Annotated in this window: 24 protein-coding genes; 6 read left to right on the top strand and 18 right to left on the bottom strand. The window is 73.6% G+C overall.

Annotated elements, in window-relative coordinates; all coding sequences use genetic code 11:
- Nucleotides 1–4 precede the first annotated feature (4 nt).
- The 4 genes from LC193_RS24835 to LC193_RS24820 all read right to left on the bottom strand — a co-directional run bounded on the left by LC193_RS24835 (nt 5) and on the right by LC193_RS24820 (nt 5959).
- Complete coding sequence (locus LC193_RS24835) at nt 5–1129, bottom strand: AAA family ATPase (RefSeq protein WP_226077566.1); 1125 nt, start codon at nt 1127–1129, stop codon at nt 5–7.
- Nucleotides 1126–2388 (bottom strand): DUF262 domain-containing protein, encoded by a 1263-nt coding sequence (locus LC193_RS24830; RefSeq protein WP_226077564.1) that lies wholly within the window; start codon nt 2386–2388, stop codon nt 1126–1128. The genes LC193_RS24835 and LC193_RS24830 overlap by 4 nt, the downstream gene beginning before the upstream one ends.
- A gap of 147 nt (nt 2389–2535) precedes the next feature.
- Nucleotides 2536–3897 (bottom strand): class I SAM-dependent RNA methyltransferase, encoded by a 1362-nt coding sequence (locus LC193_RS24825; protein ID WP_226077562.1) that lies wholly within the window; start codon nt 3895–3897, stop codon nt 2536–2538.
- Nucleotides 3898–3937: 40 nt separating this feature from the next.
- On the bottom strand, nt 3938–5959 hold the full coding sequence (locus tag LC193_RS24820) for an APC family permease (protein ID WP_226077560.1): 2022 nt from the start codon (nt 5957–5959) through the stop codon (nt 3938–3940).
- Between the two features lie 82 nt (nt 5960–6041).
- Here LC193_RS24820 and LC193_RS24815 point away from each other — a divergent pair, with 82 nt between their 5' ends.
- The 3 genes from LC193_RS24815 to LC193_RS24805 all read left to right on the top strand — a co-directional run bounded on the left by LC193_RS24815 (nt 6042) and on the right by LC193_RS24805 (nt 7884).
- Nucleotides 6042–6704 carry a potassium channel family protein gene (locus LC193_RS24815; protein WP_226077558.1) on the top strand — a complete coding sequence of 221 codons (663 nt, stop codon included), beginning with the start codon at nt 6042–6044 and terminating at the stop codon, nt 6702–6704.
- 22 nt (nt 6705–6726) lie between these two features.
- Nucleotides 6727–7395, top strand: coding sequence for a potassium channel family protein (locus LC193_RS24810; protein ID WP_226077556.1), 669 nt, complete (start codon nt 6727–6729; stop codon nt 7393–7395).
- 78 nt (nt 7396–7473) lie between these two features.
- Entirely contained in the window at nt 7474–7884 is a 411-nt protein-coding gene (locus LC193_RS24805; RefSeq protein WP_226077555.1) for a cytidine deaminase family protein, read from the top strand.
- Between the two features lie 27 nt (nt 7885–7911).
- On the opposite strand, the gene LC193_RS24800 is transcribed toward LC193_RS24805, so the two are convergent.
- The 4 genes from LC193_RS24800 to LC193_RS24785 all read right to left on the bottom strand — a co-directional run bounded on the left by LC193_RS24800 (nt 7912) and on the right by LC193_RS24785 (nt 12375).
- Nucleotides 7912–8619, bottom strand: coding sequence for a DUF3159 domain-containing protein (locus LC193_RS24800; RefSeq protein WP_404819560.1), 708 nt, complete (start codon nt 8617–8619; stop codon nt 7912–7914).
- Between the two features lie 91 nt (nt 8620–8710).
- On the bottom strand, nt 8711–9121 hold the full coding sequence (locus tag LC193_RS24795) for an OB-fold nucleic acid binding domain-containing protein (RefSeq protein ID WP_226077552.1): 411 nt from the start codon (nt 9119–9121) through the stop codon (nt 8711–8713).
- A gap of 40 nt (nt 9122–9161) precedes the next feature.
- The gene (locus LC193_RS24790; RefSeq protein WP_086157602.1) at nt 9162–9842 is read right to left on the bottom strand and encodes a response regulator; all 681 of its coding nucleotides are present in this window, start codon (nt 9840–9842) and stop codon (nt 9162–9164) included.
- Entirely contained in the window at nt 9817–12375 is a 2559-nt protein-coding gene (locus tag LC193_RS24785) for a sensor histidine kinase (protein ID WP_226077551.1), read from the bottom strand. Before LC193_RS24785 ends, LC193_RS24790 begins: the two co-directional genes overlap by 26 nt.
- A 200-nt stretch (nt 12376–12575) precedes the next feature.
- Between LC193_RS24785 and LC193_RS24780 the strand changes: the two genes are divergently transcribed.
- The gene (locus tag LC193_RS24780; RefSeq protein WP_226077550.1) at nt 12576–14948 is read left to right on the top strand and encodes a helicase-associated domain-containing protein; all 2373 of its coding nucleotides are present in this window, start codon (nt 12576–12578) and stop codon (nt 14946–14948) included.
- Here the strand turns inward: LC193_RS24780 and kdpC are convergent.
- The 7 genes from kdpC to dut form a co-directional block, all read right to left on the bottom strand.
- Nucleotides 14935–15543, bottom strand: a complete 609-nt coding sequence (gene kdpC, locus LC193_RS24775) for a potassium-transporting ATPase subunit KdpC (RefSeq protein ID WP_226077549.1) — start codon at nt 15541–15543, stop codon at nt 14935–14937. The genes LC193_RS24780 and kdpC overlap by 14 nt on opposite strands.
- A gap of 5 nt (nt 15544–15548) precedes the next feature.
- A complete protein-coding gene (gene kdpB, locus LC193_RS24770) occupies nt 15549–17699 on the bottom strand; it encodes a potassium-transporting ATPase subunit KdpB (protein WP_226077548.1) in 2151 nt (716 codons plus the stop codon).
- The gene (gene kdpA, locus LC193_RS24765; RefSeq protein WP_226077547.1) at nt 17696–19360 is read right to left on the bottom strand and encodes a potassium-transporting ATPase subunit KdpA; all 1665 of its coding nucleotides are present in this window, start codon (nt 19358–19360) and stop codon (nt 17696–17698) included. Before kdpA ends, kdpB begins: the two co-directional genes overlap by 4 nt.
- An 8-nt stretch (nt 19361–19368) precedes the next feature.
- A complete protein-coding gene (gene kdpF, locus LC193_RS24760; protein ID WP_086157608.1) occupies nt 19369–19458 on the bottom strand; it encodes a K(+)-transporting ATPase subunit F in 90 nt (29 codons plus the stop codon).
- A gap of 244 nt (nt 19459–19702) precedes the next feature.
- Entirely contained in the window at nt 19703–19981 is a 279-nt protein-coding gene (locus LC193_RS24755) for a DUF6343 family protein (RefSeq protein ID WP_226077546.1), read from the bottom strand.
- A 102-nt stretch (nt 19982–20083) separates the two neighbouring features.
- Nucleotides 20084–20866, bottom strand: coding sequence for a DUF3710 domain-containing protein (locus tag LC193_RS24750; protein ID WP_226077545.1), 783 nt, complete (start codon nt 20864–20866; stop codon nt 20084–20086).
- A gap of 1 nt (nt 20867) precedes the next feature.
- Nucleotides 20868–21383: a dUTP diphosphatase gene (gene dut, locus LC193_RS24745; protein WP_086157611.1), complete on the bottom strand. Its 516-nt coding sequence runs from the start codon at nt 21381–21383 to the stop codon at nt 20868–20870.
- A 69-nt stretch (nt 21384–21452) separates the two neighbouring features.
- On the opposite strand from dut, the gene LC193_RS24740 reads away from it, so the two are divergent.
- Nucleotides 21453–21905, top strand: coding sequence for a DUF3093 domain-containing protein (locus tag LC193_RS24740; RefSeq protein WP_226077543.1), 453 nt, complete (start codon nt 21453–21455; stop codon nt 21903–21905).
- 22 nt (nt 21906–21927) lie between these two features.
- On the opposite strand, the gene LC193_RS24735 is transcribed toward LC193_RS24740, so the two are convergent.
- The 3 genes from LC193_RS24735 to LC193_RS24725 form a co-directional block, all read right to left on the bottom strand.
- Nucleotides 21928–22227 carry a DUF4193 domain-containing protein gene (locus LC193_RS24735; protein WP_077058429.1) on the bottom strand — a complete coding sequence of 100 codons (300 nt, stop codon included), beginning with the start codon at nt 22225–22227 and terminating at the stop codon, nt 21928–21930.
- Between the two features lie 273 nt (nt 22228–22500).
- Nucleotides 22501–23775: a sensor histidine kinase gene (locus LC193_RS24730; RefSeq protein ID WP_226077541.1), complete on the bottom strand. Its 1275-nt coding sequence runs from the start codon at nt 23773–23775 to the stop codon at nt 22501–22503.
- Between the two features lie 4 nt (nt 23776–23779).
- Nucleotides 23780–24433: a response regulator transcription factor gene (locus LC193_RS24725; protein WP_226077539.1), complete on the bottom strand. Its 654-nt coding sequence runs from the start codon at nt 24431–24433 to the stop codon at nt 23780–23782.
- A gap of 328 nt (nt 24434–24761) precedes the next feature.
- Here LC193_RS24725 and LC193_RS24720 point away from each other — a divergent pair, with 328 nt between their 5' ends.
- Nucleotides 24762–24923, top strand: coding sequence for a hypothetical protein (locus LC193_RS24720; protein WP_226077537.1), 162 nt, complete (start codon nt 24762–24764; stop codon nt 24921–24923).
- Nucleotides 24924–24960: the final 37 nt, after the last annotated feature.

The following is a 24960-nucleotide window of genomic DNA, read 5'->3' as shown; positions in this document are numbered from 1 at the left end:
CGCATCAGTCGAGCAGTTGATCGAGCGAGTTCTCCCACTCGTCGAAGAAGCCTTCGGGCCACTGGGCGAGCATGCCGTCCTTGTCGACACGTGGGCTTATGGCGTCGGCGCCCGAACCGTCGCCCCTGAAGAAGTGGATGACGGTGTCGTCCGGCCGCAGGACACCGCGCTTGACCGCGAGACGTACGCCGTTCAGCACGTGGTCGCTGTGGGTCTCGACGACCAGCTGAGCCCCGCAGACGGCGCCCGCGGCGATCAGGGCCGCCATCCGGCTCTGGCCCTTGGGATGGAGGTGGGCCTCGGGATTCTCCAGGAGGATCAGACTGCCGGGGACGGCGGTGAGGCAGGCGACGACGATCGGCAGGGCGTACGTGAGCCCGAAACCGACATGGGTGGGGCGGCGACGGCGCGAGGCGTTGATTCCCGCGGTGCCGCCGAACCCGTAGGAGAGGCGGACGGAGTCGGTGCCCTCGATCGGGGCTGCCTGGAGGTTCACCCCGGGGCACAGCTCCTGCATCCAGGCGACGGTCTGGTCGCGGAGCTGGGGCGACGAGGCCCGCGGATGACGCAGCGGCCCGTCGGGGACCTCCCGCTCCCCGTAGTGGCGCAGGTAGTTGACGGTGTGCTCGCCCCGGACGCCGAGGAACTCCCGGTCGATGGCCACCTGCCGGGACCGCGGGTAGGTGACGGCCGGCGTGATGCGGTCGGCGTGGAGGTACTGGAAGGGCAGGGCGAGGAAATCCGGGAGCGCGCGCGGCACGCGCGTCTCCATCAGGTCCTCGTCCGGCTCCTGCGGGTCGTAGAGGCCGACGAAACGGAAGGCCCGACCGGCTTCGACCACGAGGCCGACCACGGGGGTGTCCGCGTCCACCAGGTCGTCCGCAGGGCCGAAGTCGTCGTGCAGGACGTCCCTGGCACTGCCCAGTTCCACCAGGTCGCCGTTCAGCAGCAGCCCTCCCGCGGAGCCGGCCGACCTGGTGTTCTCGAACGACTGACGGAGCAGGGCGAGCGCGTGGAGCACGCTGCTCTTGCCGGACGAGTTCAGACCGGTGAGGAGGGTCAGGGGCCCCAGGGGAAGCTCAAGCCGGCGGAATGCTTTGAAGTTGACGAGGGTGAGCCGGTCGATCACTGCTGGGTTGCTCCAGGTGCGAGGAGGTGCCGGAACAGCTGCCGCACGGATGCGAACCTCTTCCTCACCTTCTTGGGATCGCCCGTGGCCACGGAGATGGACCGTTCGAAGTCGGGATCCTCCATGAGTTCCGCGAACGCGCTCAGGGTAGCGGACCGCTCCAACCTGCCGCACTGCTCCTCGCCCAGCTCCGTCAGGCTCACCGCGATGGCTTCGAACAGAGCTTTGTTGATAGGAGACTTGCGCTGCTGACCAGTGCGGTATTTACGGAAGGCGTGCACGCCGAAGACCTTCTCGGCCGCTGTCATGGCCGCGGTGAACTCCTGTCTGAGAACGGCCTCCTCGGCGGCGTCGAGGCGGTTGACGCGGTGCATCGCCTCCGCCAGCAACCCGTCGAAGTCCCCGCTGCGGTACCCCTCCGGAGGGAGGAGCCGGAAGGCGAGGAAGCGCAGCACCATTTCCCGATCGGCCATCCGGTCCCCGACCACGCTGTGGCCGGTCGCGTCGCGGAACTCGTCGGACGCGGCGAGTTCCGCCAGGACGGTCCTGGCACGGCCGGGGATCAGCGCGTGCCGGATCTCCTGCCGGGTCAGGGGCTCACCGCCGGTGTTGATACGGGCGAAGATGTTGAACATGACCGGTTCCGGGGTGCCGCGCCGGATGACGTGGACGACCACCTCCGTCTCCCGCAACCGGATCTGCAACTTGCCCGACAGGTCCGCGAGCCCTTTCCCCGCGAAGTGGAGAAGGTACTCAAGGCCGGTCAGTCTCAGCGGTGACGCGCCGACCAGTTCCGCGTCGAAGAAGCGGGCGATGGAGGTCAGGCGCTGGATGCCGTCCACAATGACCCAGGTGCCGTCCTTCTGCTCGGCCGCGTAGAAGGACGGAATGGGAATGCGCAGGAGCAGCGACTCGATCAGGCGACTCTGCTTCTCGTCCGTCCAGATACCGGCCCGGCGCTGGAAGTCGGGCGCCAGGTCGATCATGTCGTTGCGGAGCCGGGAGAGCAGCAGGTCGACGGTCGAGGTCCGGGTCTCGATGTCGATCTGCTCCGGATCGAACGGGGAGGTGATCCGCTCGACGCCCTCCTCCGTGTCCTCGCGCTCGACATCGGTGGGCCGGCCGTCGGAAGCGGTCTCCAGAGCGAACAGCTCGTCCGCGCCCTCGAAGTTCTTCGTCGCGCCTGTCTCCTGGTAGCGCTCGTACAACGACCTGCGGTCCCGCGCGCGCCCCTGGCTGCTGTCCTCCAGCGCCGCCACATCCTCTCGCCGCCCTGAGAGCCCTTACGCCGGGTCGCCCGCTCGTCCCGGTCCGCTTCCACCCTACCGGCGGTGATCCGCGGTGACGGCTGAGCGACCGGCGCAGCGCCGACCCGGATTCCGACCCGGCGCGGGGCGCGGCACGGCTCAGGCCCGCGCACCCTTCGCGGCCGGCTCCAGGATCGCCACGCACTCCAGGTGGTGCGTCATCGGGAAGAGGTCGAAGGCCCGCAGGAAACGCGGCACGTACCCGGCGGCGCGGAAGTGGGCCAGGTCGCGCGCCAGCGCGGCCGGGTCGCAGGCCACGTACGCGATGCGCCGGGCGCCGAGACCGGCGACGCGGCGCACGACCTCCCCGCCCGCGCCGGCGCGCGGCGGGTCGAGCACGACCAGGTCGGCGCTCGCGATGCCGGTACGGGGCAGCACCTTGGCCACCGGCCCGTGTTCGACGCGCACCCGCGGGAAGTCCGCGAGGTTGTGCCTGGCGTCCTCGACGGCCCGCTTGGACGCCTCGATACCGAGCACCGCGCCGCGCTCCCCCACCCGGTCGGCGAGCGCCCCGGCGAAGAGGCCGGCCCCGCAGTACAGGTCGATGGCCATCTCGCCCTTGCGCGGGGTGAGGCCGCGCATCACCGCGTCCACCAGCACGCCGGCCGCCTCCCGGTGGCCCTGCCAGAACCCGCCGCCGCCGACCCGCCAGGTGCGGCCGTCGGCGCGTTCCCGCACGAAGGCGCGGCCGTGCACCCGGTGCAGCGGCGGCTCCCCGCCGCGCGAACGGGAGGGCTCCGCGCGCATCACGGACACCGGCCGGTCCAGCTCGACGAGGGGCAGCCGGGCGCCCGGGCGCGGGGTGAGCACGACGAGCCGGTCGTTCGAACCGGTGGCCGCGGCCACCTCGACGGACTCGATGCCGGGCCAGGCGCGCCGTTCGACGCCCAGTTCCTCGACGCCCTCGGCGGCGATCAGGCAGCGGTCGACGGGCTCGACCTCGTGCGAGCGGTGCCTGCGCAGCCCCGGCCTGCCCTGCTCGTCGACCGCGAACTGCACGCGGGTGCGCCAGGCGGGCACCTCGCCGGCCGGCACCTTGTCCCCCGGCGCCGGCTCGACGGTGCCGTCCCAGCCCGCCTCCTCGGCCGTGAGCCCGGCGAGCGAACGCAGGTGCTCGGCGAGCACCTCGCCCTTCAGCCGGCGCTGCGCGCCCGGCTTGACGTGCTGCCAGTCGCAGCCGCCGCACCGGCCGGGCCCGGAGAACGGGCAGGGCGCGGGAACGCGGTCCTTGGCGGGGGTCAGCACGCGCACGGCGTCCGCGCGCAGGTAGCGCGAGTCCTCGCGCCCCTCGGTGACGCGCACCACGACGCGTTCCCCCGGCAGCGTGTGGCGGACGAACAGCACCCGGCCCTCGGCGGTGCGGGCCACGCAGTGGCCGCCGTGCGCCACCGGCCCGACCTCGACCTCGTACTCCTGCCCGACCAGGGATGCCGCCTTGGGCGAGGGTTCTGCGGTGGGCATGAGGGGGTGCTCCGAACGTCGGCGACAGCGGCGTTCCAGTCTACGGTCGGCGCGGGTGGTGCCCGGTGCCGCGCCTGACCACGCCGGGAGCGTGCAGCGGATGGTGCCGTCCGATGCGGGCCAGGGCCGCCCCCGACGAGCGCAGCCGCCAGGGCACGGTGGTCACGGTGACGCCCGGCGTGTGCAGGAGCCTGGCCCGCAGCCGCAGCGCGCTCCGGTTGTGCAGCAGCCTCTCGTACCAGTGGCCCACCACGTACTCGGGGATGACGACGCTCACCACGTCGTCGGGGTGGGCGCGCCGCAGGTCCTCGACGTAGGCGACGAACGGATGGGTGATCTCGCGGTAGGGGGCGTCGAGAACGTGGAGCGGCACGTCGACGTGCCGGCGCCGCCACTCCTCGGCCAGCCGCCCGGCGTCCTCCGGGTCGACGGCGATGGTCACGGCGGCCAGGCTCCGGGCCCGCAGCAGCCTGGCGTAGGCGAGCGCGCGGTAGGTGGGCTTGTGCAGCTGGGACACCAGGACGACGGCGTGCACCTGGGAGGGGCGGATGCCGAGGCGTTCCGCGGGGGCGTCGGGCTCCAGTTCGTCAGCGACCTGGTCGTAGCGGCGTCTGATGGCGCTCATCACCAGGTGGAAGAGGGCCATGCCGACGAGGGAGACCCACGCCCCGTGCCCGAGCTTGGTCACCAGCACGACGGCCAGGACCAGGGCGCACAGCCCGGCGCCGAACCCGTTCAGGGCGCGGGCGCGCCGCATGCGGCCCCGGGCCGCGGGGTCGCGTTCGTCGGCGAGGAGCAGGTTCCAGTGCCTGACCATGCCGCTCTGGCTGAAGGTGAACGAGACGAAGACGCCGACGATGTACAGCTGGATGAGCTGGTTGACGTCGGCCCTGAAGGCGATGACCAGGACGGCGGCGAGCAGGGTCAGGAACACGATGCCGTTGCTGTAGGCCAGGCGGTCGCCGCGGGTGTGCAGCTGGCGGGGCAGGTAGCGGTCCTGCGCGAGGGTCGAGCCGAGGACGGGGAAGCCGTTGTAGGCGGTGTTGGCCGCGAGGAAGAGGACGAGCGCGGTGGCCGCCGCCAGGCACAGGAACGGCACGGAGCCGGCGCCGAACACGGCGGCGCCCACCTGGGCGATGACCGGGTCCTGGTGGTATCCGGCCCCCGCGGGCCGCCCGTCGATCAGCAGGTCGTGCGCCGGGTCGTGCGCCATCCGGACGCCGCTGTGCAGGGCGAGCGCCATCACGCCTGTGAACATGGTGACGGCCAGCGCACCCATGATCGTGAGCGTGGTCGCGGCGTTGCGCCCTCTCGGTTCGCGGAACGCGGGCACCCCGTTGCTGATCGCCTCCACGCCGGTGAGGGCCGCGCAGCCGGAGGAGAAGGCGCGCAGCAGCAGGAAGCCCATGGCCAGCGCGGAGAGCCCGGTCTGCTCCGCCGCGATCTCGTAGTCGGCGGTGGGCGCGCGCAAGGTGTCGCCGAACCCGGCCGCCCTGACGGCTCCGCAGAGGATCATGGCCAGCACGCACACGACGAACGCGTAGGTCGGCACGGCGAACAGCCGGCCGGACTCGCGGGTGCCGCGGAGGTTGAGCAGCGTCAGCACGGCGATGACGGCAAGCGCGCTCGGCACCGGGTACGCGCGGACCGCGCCGACGGCCGACCCGAGGTTGTCGACGCCCGCGGAGACCGAGACCGCGACGGTGAGCACGTAGTCGACCAGCAGGGCGCTGCCCACGGTCAGCCCGGCGCGGCGGCCGAAGGTGCGCGAGACCACGGCGTAGGCGCCCCCGCCGTTGGGGTAGGCGCGCACCGTCTGCCGGTAGGAGGCGACGACGGTGACCATCAGGACGGCGACCGCCGCGGTGATCCAGGCGCTGCCCGCGTAGGCCGCCGCGCCCGCGACGGACAGGACGAGCAGGATCTCGCCCGGCGCGTACGCGACGGACGACAGCGGGTCGGAGGCGAAGACCGGCAGGGCGAGGCGCTTGGGGAGCAGGGTGCGGCCCACGGAGTCACTGCGCAGGGCCCGGCCCAGGAGCACCCGCTTGGTGCGTGCCATGCGCTCACGGTACGTGACCGAAGGCGCCGGAACGGACAGCCGACGCCGCGCCCGGTAGCGTGGTGCGCACTGAAGGAGACCTATGCACATCGTCATCATGGGCTGCGGCCGGGTCGGCGCGACCCTGGCGCAGAACCTGGAGGAACGCGGTCATTCCGTCGCCGTCATCGACCGGGACCCGACGGCCTTCCGGCGCCTCGGCTCCCGGTTCGGCGGACGGCGCGTGACCGGCCTCGGCTTCGACCAGGACACGCTGCGCGAGGCCGGGCTCGCCGACGCGGGCGCCTTCGCCGCGGTCAGCAGCGGGGACAACTCCAACATCATCGCCGCCCGGGTGGCGCGCGAGGTGTTCGGCGTGGAGAACGTCACGGCCCGCATCTACGACCCGCGCCGCGCCGAGGTGTACGAGCGGTTCGGCATCCCGACCGTGGCCACCGTCCGCTGGACCGCGGACCAGATGCTGCGCCGGCTGCTGCCGGCCGGTGCCGAGCCGCTGTGGCGCGATCCGAGCGGTGGCGTGCAGTTGTCCGAGGTGCACGTCGCGGCCTCCTGGCTCGGCCACGGGGTCCGCGCCTTCCAGGAACGGACCGGCGTGCGGGTGGCGTTCCTCACGCGCATGGGCGAGCCGATGCTGCCGACCGCGCAGACGGTGTTGCAGGAGGGGGACCTGGTGCACGTGATGATGTACAGCGACCAGGTCGCCGACGTGGAGGCGGCTTGCCTCCTCGGCCCGGAGGAGTCGTGAAGGGGCACGAGGGAGACACGGCATGAGAGTGGTGATCGCGGGCGCGGGCGCGGTGGGCCGTTCGGTCGCGGCCGAGCTGCTGGAGAACGGGCACGAGGTGCTGCTGATCGACAAATCGCCCCAGGCGGTCTCCGTCGAACGCGTGCCCGAGGCCGAGTGGCTGCTCGCGGACGCCTGCGAGATCGCGGCGCTCGACGAGGCGGCCCTGGAACGCTGCCAGGTGGTCATCGCCGCCAGCGGCGACGACAAGGTCAACCTGGTGGTGTCGCTCCTCGCCAAGACGGAGTACGGCGTGCCGCGCGTGGTCGCCCGTGTCAACCACCCGAAGAACGAGTGGCTGTTCAACGACGCGTGGGGCGTCGACGTCGCGGTGTCGACGCCGCGCCTGATGTCGGCCCTGGTGGAGGAGGCCGTGAGCATCGGCGACCTGGTGCGCCTGATGCGGTTCAGCCAGGGCGAGGCGAACCTGGTGGAGCTGACGCTGCCCGAGGGGGCCGCCCTGGTCGGCACCCGCGTGGGCGAGGTGGCGTGGCCCCAGGACACGGCGCTGGTCACCATCATCCGCGGCGCCCGCGTGCTCATCCCCGATCCGGACGACGCGCTGGCGGCCGGCGACGAGTTGCTGTTCGTCGCCGCGGCGGCGAGCGAGGGGCAGCTGGAGGACCTGCTGTCCCCCCGGGAACGCGCGTAGCCGCACGGCGCGCGCCCGGCCCCGCGCGGGCGCGGAAACCGGTGGCCGGTGGCGGGCCGGGTCGGCTACGTTCCCCTCGTGGCCACTCTGTCCGACGACGCGCTGATAGCCGCGGCCGAGGCCGTGCTGAACCCCCACCGCGTGGGCGACCGGCTGTTCGGCGACGTGGGGGCCGCCGTGCTCAGCGCGGCGGGCAACCTGTACACCGGCGTGTGCATCGACACGGGCTCGGGCACCGGATTCTGCGCCGAGCCCGCGGCCATCGCCGCCATGGTCACCGCCCGCGAGTACCGGATCGCGAAGGTCGTCGCCGTGTGGCGCAACGACGAGGGGCGCCTGCACGTGCTCCCGCCGTGCGGCCGGTGCCGCGAGTTCATGCGGCAGATCGACGCGGACAACCTCGGCACCGGGGTCGTGCTCGGCCGCGGCAGGACGACGCCGCTGCGCGAGCTGCTGCCCGCCCACGCGTGGCCCGACCCGCTCGACTGACCTTCCGTCCCCGCGGCCCCGCGGGCCCTACGCGGGCGGACCCGCGCCTGGCCCCGCGGCCTCGGGGGCGGGCGCGGCCGGGGCCGCAGTGCTCTCCGCCCCCTGGGCCCGCGCCTCCCTCTCCTGCTTCTCCCGCTTCTCCCGCTTCTCCCGTTCCTCGCGCTCCTCCCACTCGGCGATGACATCGATGGGCGCCGGCGCCTTCACCAGGATGATCCAGGTCAGGTAGACGGCCAGCAGGAACGGCGGGATGCCGAGGGCCACGCGCAGCCAGCCGAGCTGGGTGGCGTCCCCCCAGAAGTAGATGGGGAAGGTGATCGCGGACTTGGCCAGCAGGATGCCGCCCCACACGTAGCTGGCCTTGGTGTAGGCGACCTTCCGCCCGGGGTTGCGGGTGCGCCAGGACAGGTTCTCCCGGAAGACCGGCCCGAGGACGAGGCCGAGCAGCGGCACCCCGGCCAGCGAGGTGACGACGTACGCGACGCCGAGGCCCAGCGTGTAGAGCATGCCGGGCAGGTAGAAGTTCTTGGCGTCGCCCGACATCATCGCGAACACCGCGCCGAACGCGACGCCGAAGACACCGCCGAAGGCGTGCTTCGCGGTGTCCCTGCGCACCAGGCGGGCGAGGGCGAGGACCGCGGACAGGCTCAGCGCGAGGACGGCCGAGACGTTGATGCTCCGGTTGATCGTGTAGCTGAGCACGAAGATCAGCCCGGGCACCGTGGTCTCGACCATGCCGCGGACACCGCCGAACGCGTCGAAGAACGCCGCGCGCGTGGCCGCCTCGTCCCCCTCGTCAGGTACCGGCTCGGGTGCGTTCACTCGGCTACTCCTTCTCGCGCGTCTCACGCGGTCGGTCCCACGGTTGCAGCTGGTACCGGGGATTGAACAGCACCGGACGGCCGCGTGTCACCGCGATGCGCCCGGCGGCGACCAGCGACCTGCCGGGCTCGACCCCCGCGATGGCGCTCCGTCCCAGCCACACCACGTCGAGCGAGGCCGTTCCGTCGTCGAGCTCGGCCTGGAGGGCCGGCATGCCGGCGACCGTGCGCCGCGTCACCGTCCGCAGGGTACCGCTCACCCGGACGACGCGGCGGCCCTCGGGGCCGTCCGCGCAGTCGCTGATGCGGCGGCACCCGGAGTCCGCAGGCTCGGTCTCCGGGGCCAGGTCGTCCCGGTCCCCGGGGCCCGGCCGCCCGAGCAGCCGCCGCAGCCAGCCGCGGCTGTCCGTACCCATGCCCTCAGGGTAGCGCCGCCCGCTCATCGCACCGCCCCCTTCACCTCTCGAAGCGGTAGCCCATGCCGGGCTCGGTGATCAGGTGGCGCGGCGCCGACGGGTCGGCTTCCAGCTTGCGCCGCAGCTGGGCCATGTAGACGCGCAGGTAGTTGGTCTCGGTGCCGTAGGCCGGCCCCCACACCTCCTGGAGCAGCTGCCGCTGGCTGACCAGGCGGCCGGTGTTGCGGATGAGCACTTCGAGCAGGTGCCACTCGGTCGGGGTGAGCCTGACGTCGCGCCCCTCCCGGTGCACCTTCTTGGCCGCGAGGTCGACGGTGAACCCGCCGGCCTCCACGACCGCCTCGTCCTCCCCCGAACTCGGCTCCGCGCGGCGGACCGCGGCCCGCAGCCTGGCCAGCAGCTCGTCCATGCCGAACGGCTTCGTGACGTAGTCGTCGGCCCCCGCGTCCAGCGCCTCGACCTTCTCGTCCGAGGTGTGCCGGGCCGAGAGCACGATGATCGGCACCCGCGTCCAGCCGCGGATGCCGGTGATGACCCGCACGCCGTCCATGTCGGGCAGGCCGAGGTCGAGGATGACGACGTCGGGGTGCCGTTCGGCGGCCAGCCGGAGCGCGGACGCCCCGTCCGCCGCGGTGTCCACCTCGTACTTGCGCGCCTTGAGGTTGATGACGAGCGCGCGGAGGATCTGCGGCTCGTCATCGACTACGAGCACCCGGTGCATGTGCCGCCTTTCGTTCCGTCTGTCGGGCCCTGGGGAGCGTGATCACCATCGTCAGGCCGCCGCCCGGGGTGTCCTCGGCGTCGAGGGTGCCGTGCATCGCCTCGACGAAGCCGCGCGCCACCGCGAGGCCGAGGCCGACGCCGTTGCCGCGCGGGGTGTCGCCGTGCCGCTGGAAGGGCTCGAAGATGCGGTCCTTCTCGCTGTCGGGCACGCCGGGCCCGCGGTCCACCACGCGCACCTGCACCTGGTCGCCCAGCGCGTCGGCCCGCACCAGCACGGGCGTGCCGGGCGGACTGTACTTGACGGCGTTCTCGACGACGTTCGCGACACTGCGCTCCAGCAGGCCTGGGTCGGCCGCGGCGAACGGCAGCCACTCGGGGATGTCGAGTTCGACGACGTGGGCGTCGGGGAGGCCGCCGAGCGCGTGCGGCACGACCTCGTCGAGGTCGATCTCCCGCAGCAGCGGCTCAACGGTCCCGGTCTGGAGCCTGGACATGTCGAGCAGGTTGCCGACGAGCTGGTCGAGGCGGTCGGCGCCCTGCTCGATGCTCTCCAGCAGGTCGGCCTCGTCCTCGTCCGACCAGGCCACGTCGTCCGAACGCAGGCTGGAGACGCTGGCCTTGATGGCGGCGAGCGGCGTGCGCAGGTCGTGCGAGACGGCGGCGAGCAGCGCCGTTCTGATGCGGTTGCCCTCGGCGAGCTTGTGGGCGCGGCCCGCCTCGTCCTTCAGCCGCTGGCGGTCCAGGATGGCGGCGGCGTGCGCGGCGAACGCGGTCAGCACCCTGCGGTCCTCGGCCGGCAGCACCCGCCCGGACAGCGCGAGCATGGTGTGCTCGCCGATCGGAACGTCGACGTCGGCGTCGTCCGGGGTGTTGACGGGCTTGACGCCGCCGTTGACGGAGACGCTGCCGACGCAGGCCCACTTGCGGCGGTCGAGGTCGCGTTCGAGCAGGGCCGCGGTCTCCATGCCGAACGTCTCCCTGGCCCGTTCGAGCAGCGCGCCCAGGGTGTCGTCGCCGCGCAGCACGCTGCCGGCGAGCAGCGTCAGGGTCTCGGACTCCGCGCGCAGCCGCGCGGCCTGGTGCGTGCGGCGCGCCGAGCGGTCCACGACCGTCGCGACGGCCACCGCGATGGCGAAGAACACGACGATGGCGACGATGTTGTGGCCCTCGGCGACCTTCCACTGGTTGGTGGGGCGGGCGAAGTAGTAGTTGAGCAGCACCGAGCCGACGGTCGCGGAGACGAGTCCTGGCCACAGGCCGCCGACGAGGGCGGCGAACACCGTGAACGACAGGAACAGCAGCACGTCGCTCGCGAACTCCGCGCCCGGCGACGGCTCGGAGAGCGCCCAGGTCAGCAGCAGCGGCCCGGCCAGGCCGATCAGCCAGCCGCTGATCGTGCGGGACCGGCCCAGCCGCGCGCTGCGGGCCACGGGCAGGCCGCGCCCCTTGGCGACCTCGGCGTGGGTGACGATGTGCACGTCTATGGAGCCCGACTCGCGGGCGACGGTGGCGCCCACGCCCGGACCGAAGATGTACTGCCAGGACTTGCGGCGGCTGGAGCCGAGCACGATCTGGTTGGCGTTGACGCCGCGCGCGAAGTCCAGCAGCGCGCCGGGCACGTCGTCGCCGATGACGTGGTGGAACGTGCCGCCCAGCTGCTCGACCAGCGTGCGCTGGGCGGCCAGCTCGCGCGGCGACGCGGAGGTGAGCCCGTCGGCCCTCGATATGTACACCGCGAGGATCTCGCCGCCCGACCCCTTGGCCGCCATCCTGGCGGCCCGGCGGATCAGCGTGCTGCCCTCGGGCCCGCCGGTCAGGCCGACGACGATGCGCTCCCTGGCGTGCCAGGTGGAGCGGATGCCGTGCTCGTTGCGGTACTGCTGGAGGTAGGCGTCGACCCGGTCGGCGGTCCACAGCAGGGCGAGTTCGCGCAGCGCCGTCAGGTTGCCCGGCCTGAAGTAGTGGGCGAGCGCGGCGTCGACCTTGTCCGGGGCGTAGATGTTGCCGTGCGCCATGCGCCGGCGCAGCGCCTCGGGCGCCATGTCCACCAGTTCGATCTGGTCGGCGCGCCGGACCACCTCGTCGGGCACGGTCTCGCGCTGGCGCACGCCGGTGATGGACTCCACCACGTCACCGAGTGATTCCAGGTGCTGGATGTTGACGGTCGACACCACGTCGATGCCGGCGTCCAGCAGTTCGTCGATGTCCTGCCAGCGCTTGGCGTTGCGACCGCCGGGCACGTTCGTGTGGGCCAGCTCGTCCACCAGGGCGACCCGGGGGGCCCGGCGCAGCACGGCGTCGGTGTCCATCTCCGTGAACGTCGCCTCGCGGTGCCGCACCTCGCGGCGCGGCACCTGCTCAAGGCCGTGCAGCAGCGTCCGCGTCCTGGGCCGGTCGTGGTGCTCCACGAGCGCCACGACGATGTCCGTGCCGCGCTCGGCGCGCCGGTGCGCCTCCGAGAGCATGGCGTAGGTCTTGCCCACGCCGGGTGCCGCTCCCAGGTAGATCCGCAGCTTGCCACGTCGTGCCATGACTCCATTCTCGTCCCCCCGCCGGCGTCGTCGCCCCGGCCGCCGCCCCCGGGACCGTCAGGGTCCCGTAAGAAACGCGCCGCTCCGCGGGCTGCGCGGGGCCCGGGCCGGGGGAACCTTCCGTTTCGGCCCCCGGGCACGGACCGGGCGGGTACGGTGACCGAGAGCATCCGGACCGTCGCACACACGAGGTGAGTCCGATGGGCCCAACGCCCCCGCACCCGCTGGCCGCGTGGCTCGGCCGGCTGCCCGCCGACCGGCTCCACGACGTCCTCACCGCCAGGCCGGACGCGCTGCGCCCGACCGAGCCCGGCCGCCTGGCCGAGCTGGCCGAGCGGCTCGCGGACCGCAGATCGGTGGCGCGGGCCGCGAGCCGCCTGACGCTGCGCGCCCTCCAGGCGGCGGAGGCGGTGGCCGCGCTGGCGGGGATGCCCGCGCCGGAGGACCCGCCGGGCGAGGGCGTGCCCGAGGAACGCCTCCTCGCCATGCTCGGCGACGAACGGGGCGTGGCCGCGGCCCTCGCGGAGCTGGCCAGGTACGCGCTGGTCTGGCCGGACGAGGCGGGATCGCTGCTGATCGTCGAGCCGCTGCGGCAGACGTGGGCGGCACCGCTCGGTCTCGGCCGCGGCCTGGTCGGCCTGATGGGCGAGCGGACCGCGGAGGAGCTCGCCGTGATCGTGCGCGCCCTCGGCCTGCCGCCGTCCCCCACCAAGCAGCGGCGGCTGGCCGCCGTGCTGGAGCACCACGGGGACGCCGACCGCGTCGCCGCGCTGGCCGCCGCCGCCCCGCCGGAGACGCGCGACCTGCTGACGCGGGCCGGCAGGACCGTGTCGGACGAGCCGGTCCCCGCGAGCAGGCCCGGCCTGCGCTGGGCCCTGGACCGGGGTCTGCTGGTCCGCCCCAGGCGCGGAACGGGCGCGGTGACGATGCCGGCCGAGGTGGCGCTCGCGCTGCGGGGAACCGGCTGGCGGGCGCCGTTCGCCGCCGCGCCGCCCGAGCCCCCGCTGCGCGCCGCCGCCCCCGCGGCGGTCGCGGCGCAGGCCGCGGCGGCGGCCCAGCTCTTCGCGAGTCAGGCGGCCGCGGTGTTCGCGGCCTGCGCGGCCGGGCCGCCGGCCCGGCTGCGCGGGGGCGGCGTGGGCTCCCGCGAGGTGCTGCGCATCGCGCGGGCCGCGCAGTGCGGCGAGCCCGAGGTGCGCCTCGCGCTGGAGAGCGGGCGCGCGGCCGGGCTGCTGGCCAGGGACGGCGAGCGGTTCGCGGTCACGGCCGCCTGGGACGCCTGGGCCGAGCAGGACCCCGGCCACCGGCTGGCCGTTCTGCTGCGGGCCTGGTGGTCGCTGCCCGACACCCCGACCAGCGACCGGGACGCCGAGGGCCGGGTGCGCCCCGCCCTCGGCGAGGGGCTGCCCCGCAACGACCGGCTGGCGGCGCGCCGCGCGCTGCTCGGCGCGGCGGCCCGGCTGCCCGAGGGCCGGGGCGCGCGGCACGACGAGGCGCTGGCCGCCCTGGTCTCCTGGCACCGGCCGATGGCCAGAAGGCTCGACCAGGACGCGCCGCCGTTCGCCGGGCTGCTGCGCGAGGCCGCGCTGCTCGGCGTGCTGGCCTGCGGTGCGCTGACGCCGCTCGGGGCCGCGCTGCGCTCGGGCAGCGAGGCCGCCCTGGTCTCGGCCGCGCGGGCGCTGCTGCCCGCGCCCGCGGAACGGGCCAGGTTCGGCGGCGATCTGACGGCCGTCGTCACCGGCACGCCGGCCGCCGCCCTGGAACGCCTGCTCGACGAGGTCGCGGAGCGGGAGAGCCGCGGCGTGGCGTCGGTGTGGCGGTTCACGCCCAGCAGCGTCCGCAGGGCGCTGGACGGCGGGCGGTCGGCGGAGTCCGTCGAGGCGGCGCTCGGCGCCGTCACCGACCGGCCGCTCCCCCAGCCGTTGACGTACCTGATCCGCGACGCCGCCAGGCGGCACGGCCGGCTCCAGGTGGTGGCCGCGCCCTGCGTCATCCACGCCGAGGACGCGGCGATGCTCAGCGAGGTGCTGTTCCACCGCGGGCTCGCCGCGCTCGGCCTGCGGCGGCTCGCGCCCACCGTGCTCGTGGGCCGCAGCCCGGTCGCCGAGGCCCTGGCGGCGCTGCGGGCCCACGGGTACGCGCCGGTGGCGGAGGCGGCCGACGGCACCGTGCGGGTCGAACGGCCCGTCCGGCCGCGCGCCGCCGCGCTGCCGGCCCAGCGCGCCGAGCCCCCGGCACCGGCCGACCGCCCGGAGCCCGACACGCACCGGCTGGCGCTGCGGCTGGCGGCGGACAGCTCGGTGAGCCTGCGGGTGCTGGCCGAGAAGGCCACCGAGCTGTCGCTCGACGAGGTCAGGCAGCTGGCCGCGGCGGTGGACGCGGGCCGGCGCATCACCGTCGACTACGTCACGAGCCCGGACCCGGACGCCGGCCGGCGGGTCTCGTACACCGTCAGCCGGTTCGAGCTGGACTCGCCCGACCTGTTCGCGTGGTGCGAGGAGACCGGGGCCGAGGAGGACTTCCTCATCCGCAGGATCGTCGCCGTGCGGCAGCCTGGCCCGCTCAGCCGGCGGTGAGGGCGCGCAACGCCAGGTTCAGCTCCAGCACGTTGACCCGCTCGTTGCCGAGGAACCCGAGGTCGCGGCCCTCGGTGTGCTCCTCGACCAGCCGCGCGACCTCGTCCGGCCGCAGGCCGTTCGCGCCGGCGACGCGGTCGGCCTGGAGCCGCGCGTAGGCGGGCGAGATGTGCGGGTCGACGGCCGAGGCCGAGCCCGTGACGGCGTCCGGCGGCACCGCGTCGAGGGGCACGTCGTTGAACGCGGCGACGTGCTCCCTGGCCTCGCGGACCGTCGCGAGCAGGGTCGGGTCGCTCGCGCCCAGCTGGCCGGAGCCGGTGGCCAGCGGGTCGTGGGCGCTGTGGGACGGGCGCGGCTGGAACCACCGGGGGTCGGGCTCGCCCGCGGCGTCCAGCCAGTTCTGGCCGATCAGCCGGGAGCCGACCTCCCGGCCGTCCGCTTCGGCCATGGAGCCGTTGGCGCGGTCGTGGAACGCCCCCTGCGCGACGCCGGTGACGAGCAGCGGATAGGCCACCCCGGTGATCACGGTGAGGACGAGGAGGGCCCGGAGCGAGGCGAGCAGCGGCCGGGCCGCGGTGCGTGGGTGGAGGGTCATGGGAGTCACCCGAGTCCTGGAAGCAGGGAGATGAGCCGGTCGATGAGGGTGATGCCGAGGAAGGGGGCGATGAGCCCGCCGACGCCGTACCTCGTGAGGTTGCGGGCCAGCATCCGGTCCGCGCCGAGCGGCCGGTAGGCGACTCCGCGCAGGGCGAGGGGCACGAGCGCCACGATGATCAGCGCGTTGAAGATCACCGCGGAGAGGATCGCCGTTTCCGGTGAGGTGAGCCCCATGATGTTGAGGTGGTCGAGGCCGGGGTGGGCCACGGCGAACATGGCCGGGATGATCGCGAAGTACTTCGCGATGTCGTTGGCGAGGGAGAACGTGGTCAGCGCGCCGCGCGTGATCAGCAGCTGCTTGCCGATCCTGACGATGTCGATCAGCTTGGCCGGGTCGGAGTCGAGGTCGACCATGTTGCCCGCCTCCTTGGCGGCGGCCGTGCCGGAGTTCATGGCGACGCCGACATCGGCCTGGGCGAGCGCGGGCGCGTCGTTGGTCCCGTCGCCGGTCATGGCGACCAGCCGGCCGCCGGCCTGCTCCCGCTTGATGAGGGCCAGCTTGTCCTCGGGGGTGGCCTCGGCGAGGTAGTCGTCGACGCCCGCCTCCTCCGCGATGGCCCGGGCGGTCCTGGCGTTGTCGCCGGTGATCATGACGGTTTTGATGCCCATGCGGCGCAGTTCGGCGAAGCGCTCGCGCAGACCGGGCTTCACCACGTCCTTGAGGTGGATGAGCCCGAGCACGCGCGCGGTGCCGTCCCGTTCCTCGGCGACGAGCAACGGGGTGCCGCCCCGGGCGGCCACCGTGTCCGCCGCGGTGCCGACCGCCTCGGGCACGAGGCCGCCGAATCCGGTGACCCAGGAGCCGATCGCGGCGGCGGCGCCCTTGCGCACCTTGAGGTCCCCGCTGTCGACTCCCGACATGCGGGTCCTCGCGGTGAACGGCACCCAGGCCGCGTCGGGGACGTCGTCCAGGTCGCGGGGCTCCTGGCCGTACCGGTCGGCCGCGAGGGCCAGCACGGACCTGCCCTCCGGGGTCTCGTCGGCGAGCGAGGACAGCTGGGCGGCGGCGGCGAGTTCGGCCACGGGGACCCCGGGCGCGGGCAGGAACTCCGCGGCCCGCCGGTCGCCGTAGGTGATGGTGCCGGTCTTGTCGAGCAGCAGCGTCGACACGTCGCCCGCGGCCTCGACGGCCCGGCCGGAGGTCGCCAGCACGTTGTGCCGGACCAGCCGGTCCATGCCGGCGATGCCGATCGCGGACAGCAGCGCCCCGATGGTGGTGGGGATGAGGCAGACGAGCAGGGCGACGAGTACCACCAGTGGCTGCTCCGCGCCCGCGTACGCGGCGAACGGCTGGAGGGTGACCACCGCGAGCAGGAACACCAGGGTGAGCCCGGCGAGCAGGATGTCGAGGGCGATCTCGTTGGGCGTGCGCTGCCGGGACGCGCCCTCGACGAGGGCGATCATCCGGTCCATGAAGGTGTCGCCGGGGCGGGCGGTGACGCGGATGACGATCCGGTCGGACAGCACCCGGGTGCCGCCGGTGACGGCGGAGCGGTCGCCGCCGGACTCCCTGATGACGGGGGCGGACTCGCCGGTGACGGCGGACTCGTCGACGGACGCCACTCCCTCGACGACGTCCCCGTCACCGGGTATGACGTCCCCCGCCTCGCAGACCACGCGGTCCCCGACGGCGAGCGCGGTCGCGGGAACGCGTTCCTCGCCGTCGCCGGTGAGCCGCCGGGCGACCGTGCCGCCGCGGGTCAGGCGCAGCGAGTCGGCCTGGGCCCGGCCCCGGCCCTCGGCGACGGCCTCGGCGAGGTTGCCGAACAGGACGGTGAGCCACAGCCAGGCGGCGATCGTCCAGCCGAACCAGTCGCCCGGGTCGGTGAGCGCGAGCACCGTGGTGAGCAGGGCACCGACCCCGACGACGAACATGACCGGGGTCCTGACCAGCACGCGGGGGTCGAGCTTGCGCACGGCCCCCGGCAGCGCGGCGGCGAGCAGGCGGCGGTCGAGGCCGCCGCGGGCCGCGCGGGCGCGGGGCGCCGGGCGCCCCGAACCCGGGGTCGCGGGCCCGTCCGGATCGCGGGGCCCCGCCGGCGGGGCCGCGGCGGTCGGGCTGGTCGGAGTGGCCGGGGTGGCCGGGGTGCTCATGTCGCGAGTCCTTCCGCGAGCGGGCCGAGGGAGAGCGCGGGGAAGAAGGTCAGCCCGGCGACGAGCACGGTGCTCGCCACGAGCATCCCCGCGAACAGGGGCTTGTGGGTGCGCAGCGTGCCCGCGGTCTCGGGCACGCGCCGCTGCCGCGCCAGCGACCCGGCCAGCGCGAGGACGAAGACGATCGGCAGGAAGCGGCCGAGCAGCATGGCGATGCCGAGCGTGGTGTTGAAGAACGGGGTGTCGGCGCCGAGGCCGGCGAACGCGCTGCCGTTGTTGCCGGCGGCGGACGCGTAGGCGTACAGGACCTCGGAGAAGCCGTGCGGGCCCGCGTTCGTCATGGCCGCCTCGCCGTCCGGCAGGGCCAGGGCCGTGGCGGTGCCGGTCAGGACCAGGGTGGGCGTGACGAGGATCGCGCAGGCGGCGAGCTTGACCTCGCGCGGGCCGAGCTTCTTGCCCAGGTACTCGGGGGTGCGGCCGACCAGCAGGCCGCTGACGAAGACCGCGATGACGGCCATCACGAGCATGCCGTACAGGCCGGCGCCGACGCCGCCGGGCGCCAGCTCGCCCACCACCATGCCGAAGATCAGCACGCCGCCCGACAGGCCCTGGAACGAGTCGTGCGCGGCGTTGACGGCACCGGTGGACGTCATCGTCGTGGAGACCGCGAACAGCGCGGACGCGCTTTCGCCCAGCCGCTGCTCCTTGCCCTCCATCGAGCCGCCGGCCAGCTGGGACGCGCTGCCGGGCGCCTGGTGCTCGACGAGGGTCACGGCGACGACGCCGGCCAGCCAGATGGCGCCCATCGCCGCGACCACGGCGGTGCCCTGCCGCGTGCTGCCGACGAGCCTGCCGAACGTGCGGGGCAGGGAGAACGGGATGGCGAGCATCAGGAAGAGCGCCAGCAGGTTGCTCAGCCCGTCCGGGTTCTCGAAGGGGTGGGCGGAGTTGGCGTTGAAGAACCCGCCGCCGTTGGTGCCCAGCTGCTTGATGGCCTCCTGGGAGGCCACCGGGCCGCCGGGGATGGACTGGGTGGCGCCGGTGAGGGTGCGCACGTCCTGGGGGCCCGCGAAGTTCTGCACGGCGCCAAGCGCCACGAGCAGCACCGCGGCCAGCGCGGCGCCGGGCAGGAGGACGCGGACGGTGCCGCGGACCAGGTCGGTCCAGAAGTTCCCGAGGTCGCCGGTGCGGAACCTGGCGAGGCCGCGCACCAGGGCGATGGCGACGGCGAGGCCGACGGCCGCGGAGAGGAAGTTCTGCACGGCGAGGCCGCCGGCCTGGACCAGGTGGCCCATGGCCGCCTCGCCCGCGTAGGACTGCCAGTTCGTGTTGGTCACGAACGAGACGGCCGTGTTGAACGCCCGGTCGGGCGGCGGCGCGTCGAAGCCGAGCGAGAGCGGCAGGAGGTGCTGGACCCGCTGGAAGGCGTAGAGGAACAGCACGCCGACGAAGGAGAACGCCAGCACCGCGCGCAGGTAGGCGGTCCAGCGCATCCCGGCGTCGGGGTCGGCCCCGATGGCCCGGTAGATCCAGCGTTCGGCCCGCAGGTGGCGGCGTGAGGTGAAGACGGCGGCCATGTAGTCGCCGAGGGGGCGGTGCACGAGGACGAGCGCCACGACGAGGGCGGTCACCTGGAGCACGTCCGCGAGGTTCTGGTTCATCGCCGCGCTCAGAACCTCTCGGGGAACAGCAGGGCGAGGACGAGGTAGCCGAGCAGGGCCGCGGCGACGCACAGCCCCGCGATGTTCTCCGCGCTCACAGCTTCGTCACCCCTCGGGCGACGAGGGCCACCAGCGCGAAGCCCGCGACGGCGACCAGGACGAAGACCACATCGGCCATCGGTGACTCCTGAGCAGAGGTTGGTGCGTACTGACTCCCCCAGAGAACCTCTGTTCGGACGCGGTACGGCCACCCGTTGACGGGCCTCTGACGGCCGTTGACGAGCCCCTGACGGCGCGGGCGGCGCCGTTGACACGCCACTGACGGCGCCGTGGCCGATGAGGTCAGCCGCGCGGGCTTCGGGTGCCGCGCAGGCGTCGCTGGACGACCACCAGATCGACCGCGGCGCTCACCGAGAGCAGCGCGCAGGCCAGTGTGAGCGTGCCGAGGGCGCCGGGCCCCGGGGTGTCGTCACTGTCCGCGTTGGCCCACCAGACGCAGAACACCGCCGTGAGCGCGAGGAAGAAGGGCAGGAAGATGCCCGAGAGCAGGCGGCGCAGCCGCAGCGCGCTGAACGCCGTGACCGGCTCGGTGCCGGTCCTCCGGTGACGCCCGTGGTTCATGGCGGTTCCCTCCTGCGCCCCCCGTCGGCCCGCGCCACCGGGTACCCGCCCCCGGACGCACGACACCCCCGGAGCCGCAAAGCGCCGGGGGTGCGGGAGGGGTCAGCGGACCTCGGAGATCTCCGGGCCGCGGCGCAGCTTGTCGAGTCCGCCGGCGAAACGGGAGACCTGGGTGCCGCCCTCGCCCGCCTTCTCCTGCTTGACCCCGTCGGGAACCATCTGCGCGTCCTGGGGGAGCTTGAGGACGATCGGGTCGCGCGGCGCCATGGGGGACTCGCCCCGGACCACGACGGTGTCCCGGAAGATCTGTTCGAGCAGGCCGGCGGCCTGCGGCTGGACCGCGCCCTGGCCGGAGATCACGCCGCGCAGGAACCAGCGCGGGCCGTCCACGCCCACGAAGCGCACGACCTGCATCCCGCGCTTGCCGTCCGGCAGCTGCACGGGCACCCTGGCCCGCAGCTCCCAGCCGAGCGGGCCCTCGATCTCGTCGATCACGCCGCCCTGCTGCGTGATGCCGGACGCGATCTCCTCACGGACCTCGCCCCAGATGCCCTCGCGCCTGGGCGCGGCGAACGCCTGGAGCTGGATCGCGCTGTCCTTGACCACGACGGTCGCCGCGACGATCGCGTCACCCGCGACCTCGACCCGCAGCTCCATGCCCTGCACGCCGGGCACGAAGAGGCCGCCGAGGTCGACCCGCCCCTCGGACGGGCTTCCCGGCACCTCGCTCAGGTCCCAGGGGCCGTCGGGGCGCGGCGCCGGCTCCAGCTTGACGCGGCGCTCCTCGTCCCCGTCCTGGCCGCCCTCGTCCTTGGTGCCCTCATCGGAGGTGGTCCCGACCGCTTCCTCGGGGGCCTCTTTTCGCTTGCGACGACGTCCGAACACGTCATTGTCCTTTCCGGTCGGCAGTCCCGCCGGGACCGACCGCAGCAGCATAGGTGGTGTGCGCGCCGGCGTGGCCGCCCGTGGAGCCGAACCCGCCCTCGGCACGCGCGGACCCCGGAAGCTCCGCGACCTCGTGGAACAGCACCGTCTCCACCCGCTGGACGACGAGCTGGGCGATCCGGTCGAGCGGCTGGAAGCGGACGGTCTCGCGCGGGTCCAGGTTGATCACGATGACCTTGATCTCTCCACGGTACCCGGCGTCGATCGTGCCGGGCGCGTTCACCATGGACACTCCGCACCGGGCGGCGAGCCCGGAACGCGGGTGCACGAACGCGGCGTACCCGTCGGGGAGGGCGATCGAAACACCGGTCGGCAGCACGGCGCGCTCCCCGGGGGGCAGCTCGGCCGCGGCCGTGGTGACCAGATCGACCCCGGCGTCGCCGGGGTGCGCCCGGGCCGGCACGGGCACCGCCGGATCGATCCGCCGGATCAGGACGTCTACCGGAGCTCTGCTCACAGGGGCACTCACGGTGCAGACCCTACCGCCGCCGCGGGCCGTGGTGGGCGCGCCTGCCATGCTTGGTCCATGAAGCCCTATGACGAGCGACTGACCGTGCCGAAGACCTGGTGGCTCATGGCGCTGTTCGGCGTGCTGCTGCTGGGAGTCGCCCTGGTCCCGCTCGGCGCCGTCGCGTTCCTCTGCGGTCTCGCCGCGGGCGGGGCGCTGGCCGGGGTGGCGCTGAGTTCGTACGGATCGGCGCGGATCCGCGTCGTGGCCGGCTCCTTGATCGCCGGCCAGGCCCGCATCCCGGTCACGGCCCTGGGCGAGGCCCGGGCGCTCGACGCCGAGGAGGCCCGCGCCTGGCGGACCCATCGTGCGGATGCCCGGGCTCATATGCTGCTCCGCGCCTACATTCCGACGGCCGTGCGGGTCGAGGTCACCGATCCCGGCGACCCGACGCCGTACCTGTACCTGTCGACCCGCAGGCCGGACCGGCTGGCGGCGGCGCTGGCTGCCGCCCGCCCGGACGCGGCGTAGCGGCCCCGGTCCGGGCGGGCGTTCACGCCGCGCAGTCGCGGCAGATCAGCTGCCCGTCCTTCTCCGTCGCCAGCTGCGAGCGGTGGTGGACGAGGAAGCAGCTCATGCAGGTGAACTCGTCGGCCTGCCGGGGCAGGACCCGCACCGACAGCTCCTCGTTCGACAGGTCGGCACCGGGCAGTTCGAGCCCTTCCGCCTGCTCGAACTCGTCGACGTCGACCGTGGACGCGGACTTGTCGTTCCGCCTGGCCTTCAGCTCCTCGATGCTGTCCTCGTTGACGTCATCGTCGGTCTTGCGTGGAGTGTCGTAATCGGTTGCCATTTCGTTCTCCCCCTCCGGGTGTCTTTGGTATCTCCAGCGCACGTAACGCGTGGGGGGTCGGACTTTGTGCCCGACCTGAGGCGGAGATTTTGCCTCACATCAAGTGGTGTTACTCAATCGACACCCAACCGAACGCCTGAAGAGGTGATCATTCCGGCTGCCGATCGGGCCGCCGGCGGGCCGAAAGGCCTGCTGCGACCGCCTGGGGCGCGCACACTCAGAGCACGCGTATGTGATTGATCACATCTCCTTCTTTCCCACCTCGACGCCTTCTCAGACCGGGATGACCACGCGCATGACCAGCCCGCCGTTCTCCCTCGGCTCGGCTCGCACGTAGCCGCCGTGGGCGCGCGCGACCGAGCGCACGATGGACAGACCGAGTCCGACGCCTTTGTCACTGCCCGTGCGCTGGGTGCGCAGCCGCCGGAAAGGCTCGAACATATTATCGACCTCGTAGGCGGGCACCACCGGCCCCGTATTCTCCACCACGAGCACCGCCTGCCCCGGCCGGGCCTCGGTCTCGACCCGCACCCAGCCGTCCTCGGGCTCGTTGTAGCGCACGGCATTCTGCACCAGGTTCAGCGCCACCCGCTCAAGCAGCACCCCGTTGCCGTGGACGTACAGCGGCGGCCTGGCGCCCGTCAGGCGCACCCCGCGCTGCCTGGCCTCGCCGCGCGCCTGGTCGACCGCGCGGTCCGCGACCTCCGCCAGGTCGACGGGCTTGCGGTCCACCAGCTCGTTCTCGCTGCGGGCCAGCAGCAGCAGGCCCTCCACCAGCTGCTCGCTGCGCTCGTTCGTCGCGAGCAGCGTGTTGCCCAGCTGCGTCAGCTCGGGGCTCGCGTCCGGGTCGGACAGCTGGACCTCAAGCAGCGTGCGGTTGATCGCCAGCGGCGTGCGCAGCTCGTGCGAGGCGTTGGCCACGAAGCGCTGCTGCGCGGTGAACGCCCGGTCCAGGCGGTCCAGCATCTCGTCGAAGGTGTCGGCCAGCTCCTTCAGCTCGTCGTCTGGGCCGTCCAGCTCGATGCGCCGGTGCAGGTCGGAGCCGGCCACCCGGCGCGCGGTGCGGGTGATGCGGCCCAGCGGGGACAGCACCCGGCCCGCCATGACGTAGCCGAACGCGAAGGCCGCGACGGCGAGGCCGAGCAGCGCTAGCAGCGCGCTGCGCAGCAGCTGGTCGAGCGCGATGGCGCGCTGCTTGTCGGTGCACTCGGCCAGCCACCGCTCGAACTGCTCGCCCTCGACCGGCCCCGCGCTCGCCGGGCACACCGGCGAGGTGATCTGCACCGTGGTGGTGCCGGGCGGGAAGGTGAACGGCAGTTCCGTGCCGCGCTCCAGCGCGCGGGCGGCGAGCAGGTAGATGATCGTCAGCAGCACGACGCCGGCGATCAGGAACATCCCGCCGTACAGCAGGGTCAGCCTGATCCTGATGGTGGGCCGCAGCCAGCTGCGCGGCCGGTCGGTGTCCTGCGGGTCCCAGTGGGGCCGCGGCGGCGCCGCCGGCATCGGCGGGTGCGAGGGGGAGGAAGGGAGCGGGGCGGGGGGAGCCATGGCGTCAGATCCGGTATCCGGCGCCCGGCACGGTGGTGATCACGGGCGGGTCGCCCAGCTTGCGGCGCAGCGTCATCACGGTGACCCGCACCACGTTGGTGAACGGGTCGGTGTTCTCGTCCCACGCCTTCTCCAGCAGCTGCTCGGCCGAGACGACGACTCCCGCGCTGCGCATCAGCACTTCGAGGACCGCGAACTCCTTGGGCGCCAGCTGCACCGGCCGCCCGTCCCTGACCACCTCGCGGCGGTTGGGGTCGAGCGTGATCCCGGAGCGTTCGAGCACGGGCGGCAGGGGCGCGGTGGAACGCCTTCCCAGGGCCCGCACGCGGGCGGTCAGCTCACTGAACGCGAACGGCTTGGGCAGGTAGTCGTCCGCGCCGATCTCCAGCCCCTCCACGCGGTCGCTGACGTCCCCCGACGCGGTCAGCATCAGCACCCGGGTGGCCTTGCCGAGGGCCACGATGTGGCGGCAGACGTCGTCGCCGTGCACCAGCGGCAGGTCCCGGTCGAGCACCACCACGTCGTAGTCGTTGAGATCGACGCGCTCCGTCGCGGCCTCCCCGTCGTAGACCACGTCCACCGCCATGGCCTGCCGACGCAGCCCGGTGGCCACCGCGTCGGCGAGCAGCTGCTCGTCCTCGACGACGAGTACGCGCACGTCCTGGCCCCTCTCTCGGGAGATCTCAGAAACCCAGGCCCCGTCATCGGGTCGCCTGGCGGGCCGCCGGCCGGCCGGTCCCATGCCCATACTCCCCCGCACCCCGGTAAACGACCGGTAAGTGCGCCGGACGGAGGACGGCCGCGGATTTCTTCCCGCGCCCATGTTTCCCGTCCGGGCCCACCGGGGAGGACAGGCACACACCCCGCGACCACGCCCGAGAGGGCGGCAAGCCGTCACCCGCGCTGCCGACCGTTCGAGGGTCCGCTGTGGCCGCACCCACCCCGGCACCCCCCAGTGCCGCCGATCTGAGACGAGGGGGCGCACCTTGGACGCGTTCACCGCTGGCATCCTTCAGCGAATCGAAAGCACCGAGTCCGATCTGCACCGCGCTCGTGAGGCCGGAGACGTGTTCACCATGGACGTGGAGCAGGCCGAGCTGGACGACCTGCGCCGACTGGCGGCGGAGCACGGCGTGTCCGTCGTCTAGAGCCGCACGACCTCGGCGCCCCCGGGACCTTTCCCGG

It is taken from the genome of Streptomyces marincola (assembly GCF_020410765.1).
GTDB classification, from domain to species: domain Bacteria; phylum Actinomycetota; class Actinomycetes; order Streptomycetales; family Streptomycetaceae; genus Streptomyces; species Streptomyces marincola.
Note: the sequence above shows the minus strand (reverse complement) of the source record. Positions and strands in the feature narration are given on the sequence as shown.

Coding starts and splice junctions, on each gene's coding strand:
- LC193_RS24825 (WP_226077562.1), bottom strand. CDS start 3,897: ATGCCCACCGCAGAACCCTCGCCCAAGGCGGCATCCCTGGTCGGGCAG.
- kdpA (WP_226077547.1), bottom strand. CDS start 19,360: ATGAACCAGAACCTCGCGGACGTGCTCCAGGTGACCGCCCTCGTCGTG.
- LC193_RS24790 (WP_086157602.1), bottom strand. CDS start 9,842: ATGCACCGGGTGCTCGTAGTCGATGACGAGCCGCAGATCCTCCGCGCG.
- LC193_RS24810 (WP_226077556.1), top strand. CDS start 6,727: ATGAGAGTGGTGATCGCGGGCGCGGGCGCGGTGGGCCGTTCGGTCGCG.
- LC193_RS24730 (WP_226077541.1), bottom strand. CDS start 23,775: ATGGCTCCCCCCGCCCCGCTCCCTTCCTCCCCCTCGCACCCGCCGATG.
- LC193_RS24800 (WP_404819560.1), bottom strand. CDS start 8,619: ATGGTCGAGACCACGGTGCCCGGGCTGATCTTCGTGCTCAGCTACACG.
- LC193_RS24815 (WP_226077558.1), top strand. CDS start 6,042: ATGCACATCGTCATCATGGGCTGCGGCCGGGTCGGCGCGACCCTGGCG.
- LC193_RS24820 (WP_226077560.1), bottom strand. CDS start 5,959: ATGGCACGCACCAAGCGGGTGCTCCTGGGCCGGGCCCTGCGCAGTGAC.
- kdpC (WP_226077549.1), bottom strand. CDS start 15,543: ATGACCCTCCACCCACGCACCGCGGCCCGGCCGCTGCTCGCCTCGCTC.
- LC193_RS24740 (WP_226077543.1), top strand. CDS start 21,453: ATGAAGCCCTATGACGAGCGACTGACCGTGCCGAAGACCTGGTGGCTC.
- LC193_RS24780 (WP_226077550.1), top strand. CDS start 12,576: ATGGGCCCAACGCCCCCGCACCCGCTGGCCGCGTGGCTCGGCCGGCTG.
- kdpB (WP_226077548.1), bottom strand. CDS start 17,699: ATGAGCACCCCGGCCACCCCGGCCACTCCGACCAGCCCGACCGCCGCG.
- LC193_RS24755 (WP_226077546.1), bottom strand. CDS start 19,981: ATGAACCACGGGCGTCACCGGAGGACCGGCACCGAGCCGGTCACGGCG.
- LC193_RS24785 (WP_226077551.1), bottom strand. CDS start 12,375: ATGGCACGACGTGGCAAGCTGCGGATCTACCTGGGAGCGGCACCCGGC.
- LC193_RS24735 (WP_077058429.1), bottom strand. CDS start 22,227: ATGGCAACCGATTACGACACTCCACGCAAGACCGACGATGACGTCAAC.
- LC193_RS24795 (WP_226077552.1), bottom strand. CDS start 9,121: ATGGGTACGGACAGCCGCGGCTGGCTGCGGCGGCTGCTCGGGCGGCCG.